The organism is Streptomyces sp. NPDC004610 (genome assembly GCF_040609715.1).
Classification (GTDB): Bacteria; Actinomycetota; Actinomycetes; order Streptomycetales; family Streptomycetaceae; genus Streptomyces.
This window is the reverse complement of sequence record NZ_JBEXLA010000025.1, coordinates 1-14,067: the sequence shown is the minus strand read 5'-3', so window position 1 is coordinate 14,067 and position 14,067 is coordinate 1. Positions and strand designations below refer to the sequence as shown.

The window sequence follows — 14,067 nt, the reverse complement described above, 5'->3', positions numbered from 1 at the left end:
TCGCGCGATCTCGCGCGGAGCGCGTACGGCATGTACAGCGCGTGGTGCAGGAGCAGCGGCAGCCGGTATGCCGGCTACTGGGAGGTTCGTCCACGGTGGACGCTCACACCTTTCTTGAAGACCTGAGGCCATGACGCCGGTCATGACGCCATGGGGAAACCGAAGTGTGCCTCAATCGTAAAGGAGGGGCAAAGGGATCAGTATGTGAGTGACTTCACCCAGCGACGCCACTCCTCCTGCGGCGCGTACCCCGCCGCCCGCCAGGCGTGATGGGCCCGCTCATTCTCGGTCAGCACCATCGCGTCCCCGCGCCGGCCCCCCAGCGCCGCGAACCGCTCCTCGGCGGCGGCCAGCAGCGCGGAGCCGATGCCTTGGCGCCGGTGCCCCGGGTGCACCGCCAGCCGGTACAGATGGCACCGCCAGCCGTCGAAACCGGCGATCACCGTACCCACCAGCTCCCCGCCCGACTCGGCCAGCACCAGCGCCCCGGGGTCACGGGCGACCAGCCGCTCCACCCCCGCCCGGTCGTCGCTGATGCTGGTCCCCTCGGCGGCCGTCTTCCAGAAGGCCAGCACCTCGTCCAGATCGGCGGGTCCGGCGGGCCGTATGCGCAATGCGGTCATGGTGGCGATCACAGCATGGGGCCGGGGCCGGGCAGAAGCGGGTTTCCGGTATCCGGACGCGTTCGTCACGGTCCGCCCCACTCCCGACGCGGAGCGGCCATCACCGGCCAGCGCCGCGCCGTCGTCATCGGGCAGCGCCGCCGTCACCGGCCAGACCCGTCGTCATCGGCCAGCGCCGCTGTCATCGGCCAGCGCCGCTGTCATCGGCCAGCGCCGCTGTCATCGGCCAGCGCCGCTGTCATCGGCCAGCGCCGCTGTCACCGGCCACCCCGCCGTCGTCGGCCACCCCGCCGTCGTCGGCCAGACCCGTCGTCACCGGCCAGACCCGTCGTCATCGGCCAGCGCCGCCGTCATCGGCCGACAGCGGCAGCGGCTCGCCGGTGGTGCTGCCCCCGGTTGCGCCGGGCGCCGTCCGTGAACGCCGCGATGTCCGTGTGCTCGGCGTCGGCCGCAGCACCCGGTTGCCGTTGGCGCCGACCAGCGGCGGCACGCGGGGCGGCTGCTGGCCCGGGGCGGGGTCAGGGTAGGGGTGGGTCATCAACACTCCAACACTCCTTGGGGGTGGGGGACTTGGGCGTGCGGGCGGGGTCTGGACAGGGGTGGGCATTTGGGGTTGCGGGGGTGTGGGGTTCTGGACCGGGGCCGCCGGGTGTGCTGGGGCGCGGGTGGGCCTTCGGGGCGGCTCGGGTCCGGCCGACGGGGACTGTCAGGTGCGGGGGTGCGGGGTTCTGGGCCGGGGTGCTGGCCGGTCCGGGCGGGTGAGGGGGGTTCTGGGCCGGGAGGTGTCCGGCCTGGGCGAGTGTGGGGTTCCGGAGCGGGTGCTGCCCGCCCCGCGTGAGCGTGGCGTGCCGCTCCGGCGTACTGCCTGGCCTGCGCGGGCGGGGGGAGTTCTGGGCCCGGGTACTGCGGGGGCGTGGACCGGTGGACCGGAGAGGCTCTGGTCGCCCCCCCCGCGGGTCGCTCACTCGTGTGCGATGGCGTCCAGCACATTCATCCGCGACGCCCGCAGCGCCGGCAGCAGCGCCGCCACCACGCCGATCACCGCCGAGCCGGCCACCACCGCGACGATCGTCGGCCAGGGGATCGCCAGCGCGGTCATGCCCTGGAGGGCGAGCACCTGCTGCATGCACACGCCCCACACCAGCCCCAGCGCCAGCCCCAGGACCGCGCCGAACACGGCGATCACCACCGACTCCAGCCGGATCATCCGTCTCAGCTGGCGGCGGGCGAGCCCGATCGCGCGCAGCAGCCCGATCTCGCGCGTCCGCTCCACCACGGACAGCGCCAGGGTGTTCACCACCCCCAGCACCGCGATCACGATCGCCAGCCCGAGGAGCGCGTACACCAGATACAGCAGGACCGAGATCTGGTCGTGCACGAGCTGTTTGTAGTCGGCCAGGTCGCGCACCTCCACCTGCGGATACGGGTCCAGCGCGCGCTCCAGCGCGGCCCGCAGGGTGTCCGCGTCCGTGCCCGGCGCCGCGTTGACATACAGCACCGAGTCCTGCCCGCCCGGCGCGTACCGCTCCAGGGTGGACATGCCGAAGAACACCCCGCCCGTGGTGCCGAACCCCTCCGCGGTCTCCTGGTCGGTCAGCGCGGCCACGGTCAGCTCCGCGGTCCGCCCGGACGGGAACTCCACCGGCACCACACCGCCCACCCGCACACCGTGCGCGGCGGCGAAGTCCCGGTCCATCGCGACCCGGCCCCCGGCCAGCGCGGCGGCGCTGTCCCCGCGCGCGTAGGTGAGGTGGGCGACCTCGTCCAGGCGCGGATCGTAGGCCGCGCCCGTGGTCTCGACCCGGTCGCCGTCCGGCAGGCCGAGCGCGATCGGCGTGAACTTGGCGCGGACCACCAGACCGACCCCCTCGGTGTCCCGCACCCGCTCGGTGACCTCCCGGGGGAACGGGACGAACTGGCTGTTCTGCACCACGAAGTCCGCGCCCAGCGTCCAATCGATCTGCCGGTCGAACGACTCCGTCATGGACGCGCTCGCCACCGACATCCCGGCGACCAGCGCCAACCCCACCATCAGCGCCGCGGCCGTGGCCCCCGTACGCCGTGGATTGCGCAGGGCGTTGCGCTGGCTCATCCGGCCGACCGGACCGAACACGGCGGGGAAGGCCCCGCCCAGCACCCGGATCAGCGGGCGCACCAGCAGCGGACCGGCGACGACCGTCGCGATCAGGGTCAGGACGACCCCGAGGCCCAGCAGCGAGGCCGCCGTCGCCGTGTCCAAGGACAGCGCGCAGCCCGCCAGCGCCGCCGCGCCCGCCGCCCCGACGACCCCGCCCGCCACGGCCCGGACGGTGAGCGGACGGCCGACGCCCGCGATCTCGGCGTCCGCCAGCGCCGCCATCGGCGAGACGGCCGCCGCCCGCCGCGCCGGCGGATACGCGGCGACGAAGGTGACGCCCAGCCCCACCGCGTACGCCGCCACCGGGGTCGGCCAGGCGACCACCATCTCGGCCGAGCTGATGTTCATCCCGAGCAGATCCATCAGCGCGATCAGCCCGACGGCCAGCCCGATGCCCGCCCCGAGGCCCAGCGTGGCCCCGATCAGGCCGAGCAGCAGCGCCTCCGTCAGCACCGAGCGGCGCACCTGGCGCCGGTCCGCGCCCAGCGCCCGCAGCAGCCCCAGCTCACGGGTGCGCTGGGCGATCAGCATGGAGAACGTGTTGACGATCAGGAAGACCCCGACGACCACGGCGATCCCCGCGAAGCCCACCATCACGTACTTGATCACATCGAGGAACCCGCCGAGCCGCTGCACATCCGACTGCGCCTGCTCCGCCGCCGTCCGCAGTTGGTACGAACCGTCCCCCAGCGCCGCCGACACCCGCTCCTTGAGCGTCCCGTCGCTCACCCCGCGCGCCGCGTCCACCGACACGGAGGTGGCCGCGCCCGGGTCGCCGAGCAGTCTTGTGCGCGCGGACTGCGGATCGAGGAAGACCAGCGCCGCGCCCGGGTTGGTGGTGGTGAACGTGACGATCCCGACCACCTCGGCCCGGAACGAGCCCGGCGCCGCGATCACGGTCAGCTCATCGCCGATCGAGACGTGTCCGCGCGCGGCCGTCTCGGAGTCCAGCAGCACCTGTCCGTCGCCGTCCGGCGCGTGCCCCGAGGTCAGCTCGACCGGGCTGCGTCCGGTGGGGTTCCAGGCCGTGCCCAGCGTCGGGGCGCCGGTCGTCGGGCCGACGGACTCGTTCGCCGCGTCCACGACCGTGAGCCCCCGCACCTCCACATCGGCCCGCGCCGCCGCGACCCCGTCCACGCGCGCGACCCGATCGGCGAGCGAGGCCGGCAGCGTGGCCGTCCGGCCCGAAGGGATCGTCTCGTCCAGCTCCTCGCGGGGGCTGACGGTGACATCGGCGGCGGTCGAGGCGAAGAGCCGGTCGAACGTACGGCTGACGGTGTCGGAGAAGATCAGACTGCCCGCGACGAACGCGACCGAGAGGATCACGGCCAGCGCCGAGAGCAGCAGCCGCCCCCGGTGGGCGAGGAAGCTGCGCAGCGTCGCCTTCAGCATCCGCTCACGCCTCCGCCGCGCCGGGGAGACCGGGCCCTCCGGCGTCCCCGCCGCCCGCCCCGCCTCCGTGCCGGTCGCCGTCCGAGTCCGAGTCCGAGTTCGCGTTCGTGTCCGCGTCCGCGTCCGTGGTCATGTCCCCGCTCCCGCCCCCGTGCCCGCCTTCGTCCTTGGTCCCGTCCAGCTCCCCGCGCCCGCCTTCGTCCTCGGTCCCGTCCCGCTCCCCGCCCCCGTCTCCGTCCCTCGTCTCGTTCAGTTCCCCGCCCGGGCCCCTCCCGCCGCCCCCGTCCCGGTGTCCCGGTCCCGTGAAGACGCGGAGTCGCTCCAGGACCCGGTCCGCCGTGGGGCGTGGCATCTCGTCCACGATCCGGCCGTCCGCGAGGAACAGGACCAGGTCGGAGTGGGCCGCGGCGCTCGGGTCGTGGGTCACCATGACCACCGTCTGCCCCAGGTCGTCCACCGCCCCGCGCAGAATGCCGAGCACCTCCAGGCCCGCCCGTGAGTCCAGATTGCCGGTCGGCTCGTCGGCGAAGATCAGCTCGGGGCGGGAGGCCAGCGCCCGCGCGCACGCCACCCGCTGCTGCTGGCCGCCGGAGAGCTGGGCGGGCCGGTGCCGCAGCCGGTCGCGGAGCCCGAGCGTGTCGATGACCTCCGACAGCCACCGCCCGTCCGGCTTCCGGCCCGCGATGTCCATCGGCAGCGTGATGTTCTCCAGCGCGTTCAGCGTCGGGATCAGGTTGAACGACTGGAACATGAAACCGACCCGGTCCCGCCGCAGCCGGGTCAGCGCCCGCTCGCGCAGCCCGGTGATCTCGGTGTCCCCGAGCCACACCCGGCCGCCCGAGACCGAGTCCAGCCCCGCCAGACAGTGCATCAGCGTCGACTTGCCCGAGCCGGACGGGCCCATCACCGCCGTGAACCTCCCGCGCGCGATGTCCACGTCCACCGCGTCCAGCGCGACGACCGCCGTCTCGCCCGAGCCGTACGCCTTGGTCAGACCGCGGGCCCGCGCCGCGATGCCGTCCGCCGCGGGCGGGCCGGGCGCGGGCGCCACACCGGCTGTGGACACGGCCGCCTCCCCGATTCGATTCGAGTGTCCGGATCCCCCCATACGCAGACGGATCCCTTCCGCCCCCGAGCCTAATGTGACCCCCGGCACACCCGGTATCCCTCCCAGGTCCCGACCTGCCCTCCACCCCCGGGTGGAGCCCGGCGCCGGGCGCGCGGGGCGTCGCACGCCCTTGCCGCTGCTAGCACATCGGCGCTAGCGTCGACGCATGGCGAAGACCCAGCTGAACGTCCGGGTGGACGAGGACACCGCGCGTGCCGCCCGGGAACGCGCCCTGGCCCGCGGGATGAGCGTCAACCGCTACATCGAGGAACTGGTCCGACAGGACACCGGGGAGTCCGGCCACACCTTCGTGGAGGCCGCGGCCGACTTCATGAAGCAGTACGAGTCCGTGTTCTCCGAAGAGTTCGACGGGCGTCGCTGAGCCGTTGAACGACCTTCGGATCGATCTCGCCTGGCTGCTGATGCTCGCCGAACAGAAGACCCCCGGAGACCCCCAGGTCACCGACTGGGGCGCCCTGGTCGCGGCGGTCGCCCGCCACCGGGCCGAGATATTCGACGTCCCCGTCTACGACACGCCCTACGCGCGCGCGGCGGCCCTGCTCCAGCTGCTGCTGCACGTGCCCGCGCTGGAGCGGAACAACGCGCTGTTCGCCTCCGCCGTCGCCTACGCCTATCTCGTCGCCAGCGGCGTCAAGGTCACCACCTCGCCCGAACAGGTGCGGGAACTGGCCCGACTGGTCAAGACCGGCCAGGCGACGGTCCAGGACATCGCCGAGGAACTGCGCCGCTGGAGCCTGTGACCCGCCGGTCCGTGCCGTAGGCGCGCGCCTGCCCCGTTCAGACGATCCGCGCGTCCGACAGCGGGCGCCACGCCATCCCCAGGGAGCAGTACGACGCCGGTAGCACCGGGCCCTTCTCCGGCATCAGGACCCGCCGGTAGGGGCCCAGATCGAACCCGGCCGCGCGCAGGGCGCCGACCGGGTCGCGGGAGAGATGGCAGCCGCCGTTGAGGCGGGGCCACAGAGTGCCGTCCAGCGCCCGCTGCGCCGACCGCATGAGGGTGCCGCCACCTCGACCGTGCTCGAAGAACCGCACCTCACCGCCCGGTCGCAGCACCCGCCGCACCTCCCGCAGGGCCTGCCGCACGTCCCGCACGCTGCACAGCACCAGGGACAGCACCACCGCGTCGAAGCCCTCGCTCTTGACCGGCAGCGCCTCCGCCGCGCCCGGCACCACATCGACCGGCACGGTGGCGCGCAGCGCGGCATCCACCGCGAGCCTCCGCAGCACCCGCTCCGGCTCGATCGCGACGACCTCGGCGACGGTACGCGGATAGTGGGCGAAGTTGAGGCCGTTGCCCGCGCCGACCTCCAGCACCCGCCCGGACAGCCCGGCGAGCAGCCGGTCCCGCACCCCGGCCATGCCCATCCGGGTCTCGGCGGTGACACTGATCCGGGCGTAGTAACGGGCGAACAGCGGATGGTGCACGGGATCAGCGCACTTCCCGCGCGCCCTCGGGGGCCGTGGCGCCATGGGACCTCCTTAACCGGCCGGGCCTTACGCCGATTGTCCCCGCGCGGTGTGCTCCGCACCTACCGAGGTCCGGGGCGACGGCGATTCCGGGGGCGCGCCTTCCCGGCACCGGGCCGGTTGCGCCTTGCCCCACCGCCGCCCAAGGCCCCGGGCCGGTTGCCACCCGGCGCCCTCGGGCCGCCGCCCAACGCCGCCATGTCCCCTCCCAGGACGGGGCCACCTGCCACCTCCCCCCCCGCGAGGCTCGGCCGGCCGCCCCCAGCCCCCCTCGGGGCTGCCGCTCACCGCGCGACCCCGTACCTCCGAGGGACCCGGAGTACGCAACTCCGCGCCCCGGAGGAGCCCGCCGGGTGGCGACCCCGACGGCGGTCCCACGGCTGCCCCTCGCCGCCCTCTATGGCGGCCCCACACCTCCGAGGGGCCCTCACCGACAGCCCCCCGAACCCCCGAACCCCGGGCTCCCGCCCACCCCGGTCCCCTCCCCTCCCCCTCGCCCCTCCACCACCAACACCAGCCCGCCCACCCCGTAGCCACAGCAGCCACCCCCTACCCCCGCGCCCCCTCCCGCACCCGAAACGATTCCGCGTCCCATGTCCCCTCCAGGCGCGGTGCCAGCCATCCCGGGGACGCCGTGCGGAACGCGGCCGGGGCGAGTCGTCCGGCGTTCTCCGGGAGGGCGCCCAGCAGGGGCGTGCCCGTCACCTCCGGCAGGTCCGCCAGGTTGCAGCGGGCGGCGAGGTCGGGGGCGGTCGGCCAGCTGCCGATCACGACGCCCGCCGGGGCCAGGCCCCGGCGGCGCAGCTCGCGGGCCGTCAGTTCGGTGGTGTTGAGGGTGCCGAGCCCGGCGGCGGCCACGATCACCACCGGCGCGGCCAGCAGTTCCGCCGCGTCGGCCAGCGTGCCGCCCGCCGGGTCGAAGCGGACCAGCAGCCCGCCCGCGCCCTCGACTAGCACCAGATCATGCTCCGTGGCCAGCTTGGCGGCGGTCTCGGCGATGTCGGCCGGGTGCACCGGCGCCCGTCCCGCCCGCCGCGCGGCCGTCGCGGGCGCCAGCGGGTCGGGATAGCGGGCGAGTTCCCTGGCCGTCACCTCCCCGGCCAGCCGCACCACCTCCGCCGCGTCCCCGCGCTCGTCCGGCCGTACACCCGTCTGCGCGGCCTTGAGAACGGCCACCGAACGGCCCGCCGCGCGCGCGGTCGCCGCGATCGCGGCGGTGGCGATCGTCTTGCCGACCTCCGTGCCGGTTCCGGTGATCACCAGTACGGCCATCTCAGCCCTCCCGAGCCGCCGCGCACACCGCGCGGCCGATCCGTGCCAGATCCTCGTCGCCGGTGATGTACGGCGGCATGGTGTAGAGCAGATCCCGGAACGGCCGCAGCCACACCCCCTCGCGCACCGCCGCCGCCGTCGCCCGGCGCAGGTCCACCGGCCGGTCCAGCTGCACCACGCCGATCGCCCCGAGGACCCGGACATCGGCCACGCCCGGCAGCTCCGCCGCCGGTTCCAGCGCCGTACGCAGTCCCGTCTCGATCCGTTTGATCTCCGCACGCCAGTCCTGCGCGAGGAGCAGTTCGACGGAGGCGCGGGCGACGGCCGCGGCGAGCGGGTTGCCCATGAACGTCGGGCCGTGCGCCAGCACCGGCACCTCGCCCCGGGAGATCCCGGCCGCCACCCGCGCGGTGCACAGCGTTGCCGCCAGCGTCAGATAACCGCCGGTCAGCGCCTTGCCCACGCACATCACATCCGGCGTCACCGCTGCGTGCTCCGCCGCGAACAGGGCGCCCGTCCGCCCGAAACCGGTGGCGATCTCGTCGAACACCAGCAGCACGTCATGGGCGTCGCACGCCTCGCGCAGGACCCGCAGATAGCCGGGGGAGTGGAACCTCATCCCGCCCGCGCCCTGCACCACCGGTTCCACGATCACCGCGGCCACCTCGGACGCGTGCCGTTCGATGGTCCGCCGCAGATGCTCGGCGTACTCCTCGTCGTACTCGGCGGGCGGGGCGTCGGCGAAGATCTGGCGGGGCAGCACCCCGTTCCAGAGTTCGTGCATCCCGCCCTCGGGGTCGCACACCGACATCGGGTTCCAGGTGTCACCGTGGTAGCCGCCGCGCCAGGTCAGCAGCCGCCGCTTCTCGGGACGGCCCAGCGAGCGCCAGTACTGGAGGCACATCTTTACCGCCACCTCGACCGACACCGACCCGGAATCGGCCAGGAACACATGTTCCAGCCCGTCCGGCGCGATGTCGACCAGCAGCTTCGCCAGCCGTACGGCGGGCTCATGGGTGAGTCCGCCGAACATCACATGGCTCATCCGCCCCAGCTGCCCGGTCACGGCCTCGTTGAGCACCGGGTGGTTGTAGCCGTGGATCGCCGACCACCAGGACGACATGCCGTCGACCAGCTCGCCCGAGCCGTCCGCCAGGCGCAGCCGCACCCCGCTCGCCGACTCCACCACCAGCGGCTCGACCAGCCCCGGCATCGGCCCGTACGGATGCCACACATGCCGCCGGTCCAGCTCCAGCAGCTCGGCGACGGTCAGCTCACGCGGGGCGCCCGGGTCACGCATTGGGCGCGAGATCCGTTCCCGCACCCCGTCGCCGCACCGCGACCAGATCCGTACGGACCTCTCCGGGCAGCGCCTGGCCTCCGGCGGGGACCGCCTCCTCCGCAGCCTGCGTCCCGCAGCCGCCGCCCCCGGCGCCCCCGTGCGTCCCGCACCCGGAACCTCCGGCGCTCCCGGAACCCTCGTGCGAGCCGCACACCTCGCCGCACCCGGCCGTCGCCGCCGCCCGGTGCTCCGGCAGGGTCACCTCGTCCGCGCCCTCCACCTCGAACCCGGCGTCGGCGATCATCTCCAGGTCGGCCTTGCCCGTCTGGCCCTCGGTGGTGAGGTAGTCGCCGAGGAAGATGGAGTTGGCCAGATGCAGGGCGAGCGGCTGGAGCGTGCGCAGATGGACCTCCCGCCCGCCCGCGATCCGCACCTCGGCGTCCGGGCAGACGAACCGCACCATCGCCAGGATCCGCAGACAGCGCTGCGGCGTCAGATGCCACTCCCCGCCCAGCGGGGTGCCCTCCACCGGGATCAGGAAGTTCACCGGCACCGAGTCCGGGTCCAGCGCGCGCAGCGAGAAGACGACGTCGACCAGTTCCGCGTCCGGCTCGCCCATGCCCGCGATCAGCCCCGAGCAGGCCGACAGTCCCGCCGCGTGCGCCTTCCGCACGGTGTCCACCCGGTCGGCGTAGGTGTGGGTGGTGGTGATGTCGGCGTAGGTCGCCTCGGAGGTGTTGAGATTGTGGTTGTAGGCGTCGGCGCCCGCGTCACGCAGCCGTTCGGCCTGGCCGTCGGAGAGCAGTCCGAGACAGGCGCACACCTCGATGCCCTCGTGCTCGTCCTTGATGGCCCTGATGGTCGTGGAGACCCGGTCCACGTCCCGGTCGGTGGGCCCGCGTCCGCTCGCCACCAGACAGACCCGCTTGGCGCCGCCCGCCAGCCCGGCAGCGGCGGCGGCGGTCGCCTCGTCCGGCTTGAGCCAGGTGTACTTGAGGATCCCGGTCGTGGAGCCGAGCCGCTGGGAGCAGTAGGAGCAGTCCTCCGGGCAGAGTCCGGACTTGAGATTGACGAGGTAGTTCAGCTTCACCCGGCGGCCGAACCAGTGGCGGCGCACCTTTCCGGCCGCGGCCACCACATCGAGCACATCGTCATCGGAAGTGGCGAGAACGGCCAGGGCCTCCTCGCGGGTCGGCAGCTCGCGCCGAAGCCCCTTGTCCACCAGCGTGTTCAGCAGGTCCATGAGAGCCGATCCTGTCCTAAGGAGCCGCTCCGGGCCAAGGAGAGTTCGTACAAAGGGGCACGCTGGACGTGTGGGTATTGCCACACAGTGGGGGGCGGGTGGTGCGACTAGGGTCTGTGCACTGCCTACAAATTCCCCCTGCCTTTCCGTTCCCGCTCCCGTTCCCGTTGTTCCCGCTCCGTTTCCCCCTCCCCTTCCTGTTCCCCTTCCCGTTCCCGTTCCCGGAGGAGCCATGGCGTTCGGCTGGATCGATGAGCAGGCGCTGGCACGTCGCCGCGCCGGGCTCGTCCGGACCCTGCGACCGCGGCCGGCCGATTCGCCGCTGCTGGATCTGGCCAGCAACGACTACCTCGGACTCGCCCGGCACCCCGAGGTCACCGAGGGCGCCGCCGCCGCCGCGCGCGAGTGGGGCGCGGGCGCGACCGGCTCCCGGCTGGTCACCGGCTCCACCGAACTCCACGCCGAACTGGAACGCGAACTGGCCGCCTTCTGCGGCTTCGAGGCCGCCCTCGTCCTCTCCTCCGGCTACGCGGCCAATCTCGCCGCCGTCACCGCGCTGGCCCCGCACGGCACGCTGATCGTCTCCGACGCGGGCAACCACGCCTCCCTCATCGACGGCTGCCGGCTGGCGCGCGGCACCACCCAGGTCGTCCCGCACGCCGAGCCGGAGGCTGTCCGCAAGGCGCTGCGCACCCATGACGGGCCCGCCGTGACCGTCTCCGACACCGTGTTCTCGGTCGACGGCGACGCCGCCCCGCTCGCGGAGCTGGCCGGGGCGTGCCGGGAGCGGGGGGCGGGGCTGGTGGTGGACGACGCGCACGGGCTGGGCGTGCTGGGCGACGGCGGCCGGGGCGCGGCGTACGGGGCGGGTCTCGCGGGCGCGCCGGACGTGGTGGTGACGGCGACCCTGTCGAAGTCGCTGGGCAGCCAGGGCGGGGTCGTCCTCGGCCCGGCCGCGGTGATCGACCATCTGGTCAACGCGGCCCGGACCTTCATCTTCGACACCGGGCTCGCCCCGGCGGCGGCGGGCGGTGCCCTCGCGGCGCTGCGGCTGCTGGTCCGCGAACCCGGGCGGGCCGCACGCGCGCGGGCGGTCGCCACGGAGCTGCACGCCCGGCTGACGGTGCTGGGTCTGGCGGCGGTCCGGCCGGACGCGGCGGTGGTGTCGGTACGGGCCCCGTCCCCGGAGGGGGCCGTGCGGTGGGCGGCGGACTGCCGCGCGGCCGGGCTGGCCGTGGGCTGCTTCCGCCCGCCGTCCGTGCCCGACGGAATCTCGCGGCTGCGGCTGACGGCCCGCGCGGACCTCTCCGGGGAACAGGTGGAGCACGCCGTCCGGGTCATCGGCGAGACGCGACCATGAGTCGGCGGACCACGGCCGTGCACCGCCCGGATCATGACCGGAACGGATCGGAACGGATCGTTCGAGGTGCTCGGTGGATCAGTGCCCGGTGGATCAGTGCCCGGCGTGGAACGCCGCGGTGAACCCCGCCCAGCTCTCGGGGGAGAAGAGCAGCGCGGGTCCGGACGGATCCTTGGAGTCGCGCACGGCGAGCAGACCGGCCCAGGGGCCGCGGGGCGGCCGGGCGGTCTCGACGCAGTTGTTCGCGCCGGTGCTGTAGCTGCTGCGCAGCCACCGCACTCCGTGCAGTCGGTCGGTGGAGGGGACGTGTCGAGGCAGTGCGGTCATGGTGCCTCCCTATGCGCCATATGAGCCGTCACTTATCCCGGCGAGGTAATCCAGCGAGTCCGCGGGGGAAAGAGCGTGGTGCTGAAGCGTGCGGAACGACTCGCTGTAGGCCACTAGGTCTTCTTTCCGTTCCAGATGGAGGCTACTCGTCATGTGGTCGAGAACAACCACATCCAGATCAGAGGTGCGCGAAAATGAGAAGATAACGAAAGGCCCCGTGACCCCGATATGCGCACCGGCGGAGAACGGCAGTACCTGGAGCCGTACTTGCGGCAGCCGGGCGGCCTCGGCCAGCCGCGCCAGCTGACGGGCCATCACCGCGGGCCCGCCCACCTCCCGCCGCAGCACCGCCTCGTCCAGTACGGCGCTCAGCTCCAGCGGCGGATGCGCCCGCAGCACATCCTGCCGGGCCAGCCGCACCTCCACCAGCGCGTCCAGCCGCTGGTCGTCCAGCCCCTCGACGGCCGCCCGGGTCACCGCGCGGGCGTACTCCCGGGTCTGGAGCAGCCCCGGGATCACCGAGGTCTCCAGCGTCCGCATGGCGGTGGCCTGCGACTCCAGACTGATGAAGTCCCGGTACGTCGGCGGCAGCACCCCGCGGTAGGCGTGCCACCAGTGGTGCCGGCCGCCCTCTTCGGAACCGGCCAGCACCAGTAGCAGTTCCCGCAGATCGGGGTCCTCGACGCCGTACGCGTCCAGCAGTAACCGGACATCGGCCGGTTTCACACCGCTGGCGCCGGTCTCGATCCGGCTGACCTTCGATTGGTGCCAGCCGACCAGACCGGCCGCCTCGCCACTGGTGAGCCCCACGCGGGTGCGCAGGGCACGCAATTCCGCGCCCAGCTTCCGGCGGCGCACCACGGGACCGTGCTGCATGGGGTACTCCTTACTCCTTCCGGGCCGCCCAAATACGCTCTGCCGTCGCAGAGTTCACCGCATTGAGCGACAGATATATGCATATCTTGGTGGATCGCCACCTGGACCGGCGTACTAGTGGCAGGCTGGGCGATGTAGCACCAGTCCGGGACCGTACTCGAACCATCCGCTTCCGTGTCGGACCGCGGTCCCGTGGGAAAGGGACGACGTCGCCATGGCAGATCAGCTGGAAGCATCCGTCACTCTGCCGAGCGAGGCCGCCTCGGTGTCCGCGGCCCGCGGTTTCGTGGTCGAGACCCTTGTCGAATGGGGGCTGCCGGCGGACGCGGATCTCGCCGACGGCGTCCGGCTGATCGTCTCGGAACTCGCCACCAACGCCGTCCAGCACACGTTCGGACAGTCGCCCACATTCACGGTCGATCTGGAACTCGCGCGCGACGAGCAGCTCCGCCTCGGGGTGACGGACAGTCACCCCCGCTTCCCCAAGCGGCTTCCGGCCGCGGTGCAGCAGGACAACGGGCGGGGGCTGGTCATCATCCGCTGGCTGGCCGCCGAGCGCGGCGGCAAACTGAGCGTCCGCGCCACGCCCGAGGGCGGCAAGACGGTCTCCATCGAACTCCCCTGGACGGTCCCGGCCCGCCCGGTGACGACGGCGGGCCAGCAGGAACCGTGAGGCGACGCTCCACGCTTGACGCCGGGAAACGTTTCGGCGGGTTGGGGACGCGCGCCCGGATCGGCCGTCGGGAGGGGTCCGACCCACCTGTCCACCTGCGCACCTGGCCACTCGTCCACTTGTCCACCTGTCCAGCTCTCCACCGGTGCCCTCGGCGACCGGGCGACGGCGCCGGAGGGCTGGGGCGACGGGGGGGTGCCCCTATGGGTTTGGTCAAGGTGATGGGGCAGGTTGGGGATCGTAGTAGGTGCCGTCTCGGAGCATGGCGAAGAGGACGTCGGCC

At 73.4% G+C, this 14,067-nt stretch carries 12 protein-coding genes and 1 pseudogene; 4 read left to right on the top strand and 9 right to left on the bottom strand.

Annotation, left to right across the window (positions count from 1 at the left end):
* Nucleotides 1-197: 197 nt before the first annotated feature.
* The 3 genes and pseudogenes from ABZX40_RS25845 to ABZX40_RS25835 form a co-directional block, all read right to left on the bottom strand.
* On the bottom strand, nucleotides 198-623 hold the full coding sequence (locus tag ABZX40_RS25845) for a GNAT family N-acetyltransferase (RefSeq protein WP_355743139.1): 426 nt from the start codon (nucleotides 621-623) through the stop codon (nucleotides 198-200).
* Between the two features lie 961 nt (nucleotides 624-1,584).
* The gene (locus ABZX40_RS25840; protein ID WP_355743136.1) at nucleotides 1,585-4,152 is read right to left on the bottom strand and encodes an ABC transporter permease; all 2,568 of its coding nucleotides are present in this window, start codon (nucleotides 4,150-4,152) and stop codon (nucleotides 1,585-1,587) included.
* Between the two features lie 304 nt (nucleotides 4,153-4,456).
* Nucleotides 4,457-5,260 (bottom strand): annotated as a pseudogene (locus ABZX40_RS25835) (ABC transporter ATP-binding protein); the annotation flags it as partial.
* Between the two features lie 166 nt (nucleotides 5,261-5,426).
* On the opposite strand from ABZX40_RS25835, the gene ABZX40_RS25830 reads away from it, so the two are divergent.
* Both ABZX40_RS25830 and ABZX40_RS25825 read left to right on the top strand, forming a co-directional pair.
* Nucleotides 5,427-5,642, top strand: coding sequence for an antitoxin (locus ABZX40_RS25830; RefSeq protein WP_355743133.1), 216 nt, complete (start codon nucleotides 5,427-5,429; stop codon nucleotides 5,640-5,642).
* A 4-nt stretch (nucleotides 5,643-5,646) separates the two neighbouring features.
* Nucleotides 5,647-6,021: a fic family toxin-antitoxin system, toxin component gene (locus ABZX40_RS25825; RefSeq protein ID WP_355743130.1), complete on the top strand. Its 375-nt coding sequence runs from the start codon at nucleotides 5,647-5,649 to the stop codon at nucleotides 6,019-6,021.
* Nucleotides 6,022-6,058: 37 nt separating this feature from the next.
* Here the strand turns inward: ABZX40_RS25825 and ABZX40_RS25820 are convergent, their stop codons facing one another.
* From ABZX40_RS25820 to bioB, 4 genes are all read right to left on the bottom strand, one after another.
* On the bottom strand, nucleotides 6,059-6,754 hold the full coding sequence (locus ABZX40_RS25820) for a class I SAM-dependent methyltransferase (RefSeq protein WP_355743127.1): 696 nt from the start codon (nucleotides 6,752-6,754) through the stop codon (nucleotides 6,059-6,061).
* 546 nt (nucleotides 6,755-7,300) lie between these two features.
* Nucleotides 7,301-8,023: a dethiobiotin synthase gene (gene bioD, locus ABZX40_RS25815; RefSeq protein WP_355743125.1), complete on the bottom strand. Its 723-nt coding sequence runs from the start codon at nucleotides 8,021-8,023 to the stop codon at nucleotides 7,301-7,303.
* Between the two features lies 1 nt (nucleotide 8,024).
* Nucleotides 8,025-9,323, bottom strand: coding sequence for an adenosylmethionine--8-amino-7-oxononanoate transaminase (locus ABZX40_RS25810; protein ID WP_355743122.1), 1,299 nt, complete (start codon nucleotides 9,321-9,323; stop codon nucleotides 8,025-8,027).
* On the bottom strand, nucleotides 9,316-10,548 hold the full coding sequence (gene bioB, locus ABZX40_RS25805; RefSeq protein ID WP_355743119.1) for a biotin synthase BioB: 1,233 nt from the start codon (nucleotides 10,546-10,548) through the stop codon (nucleotides 9,316-9,318). Before bioB ends, ABZX40_RS25810 begins: the two co-directional genes overlap by 8 nt.
* A gap of 232 nt (nucleotides 10,549-10,780) precedes the next feature.
* On the opposite strand from bioB, the gene ABZX40_RS25800 reads away from it, so the two are divergent.
* Entirely contained in the window at nucleotides 10,781-11,908 is a 1,128-nt protein-coding gene (locus ABZX40_RS25800) for an 8-amino-7-oxononanoate synthase (RefSeq protein ID WP_355743116.1), read from the top strand.
* A gap of 93 nt (nucleotides 11,909-12,001) precedes the next feature.
* On the opposite strand, the gene ABZX40_RS25795 is transcribed toward ABZX40_RS25800, so the two are convergent.
* Together ABZX40_RS25795 and ABZX40_RS25790 are read right to left on the bottom strand one after the other, a co-directional pair.
* Nucleotides 12,002-12,235: a DUF397 domain-containing protein gene (locus ABZX40_RS25795; protein WP_355743114.1), complete on the bottom strand. Its 234-nt coding sequence runs from the start codon at nucleotides 12,233-12,235 to the stop codon at nucleotides 12,002-12,004.
* Nucleotides 12,236-12,244: 9 nt separating this feature from the next.
* Entirely contained in the window at nucleotides 12,245-13,111 is an 867-nt protein-coding gene (locus ABZX40_RS25790) for a helix-turn-helix transcriptional regulator (RefSeq protein ID WP_355743112.1), read from the bottom strand.
* A 214-nt stretch (nucleotides 13,112-13,325) separates the two neighbouring features.
* Between ABZX40_RS25790 and ABZX40_RS25785 the strand changes: the two genes are divergently transcribed.
* Nucleotides 13,326-13,784, top strand: a complete 459-nt coding sequence (locus tag ABZX40_RS25785) for an ATP-binding protein (RefSeq protein ID WP_355743109.1) — start codon at nucleotides 13,326-13,328, stop codon at nucleotides 13,782-13,784.
* Nucleotides 13,785-14,067: the final 283 nt, after the last annotated feature.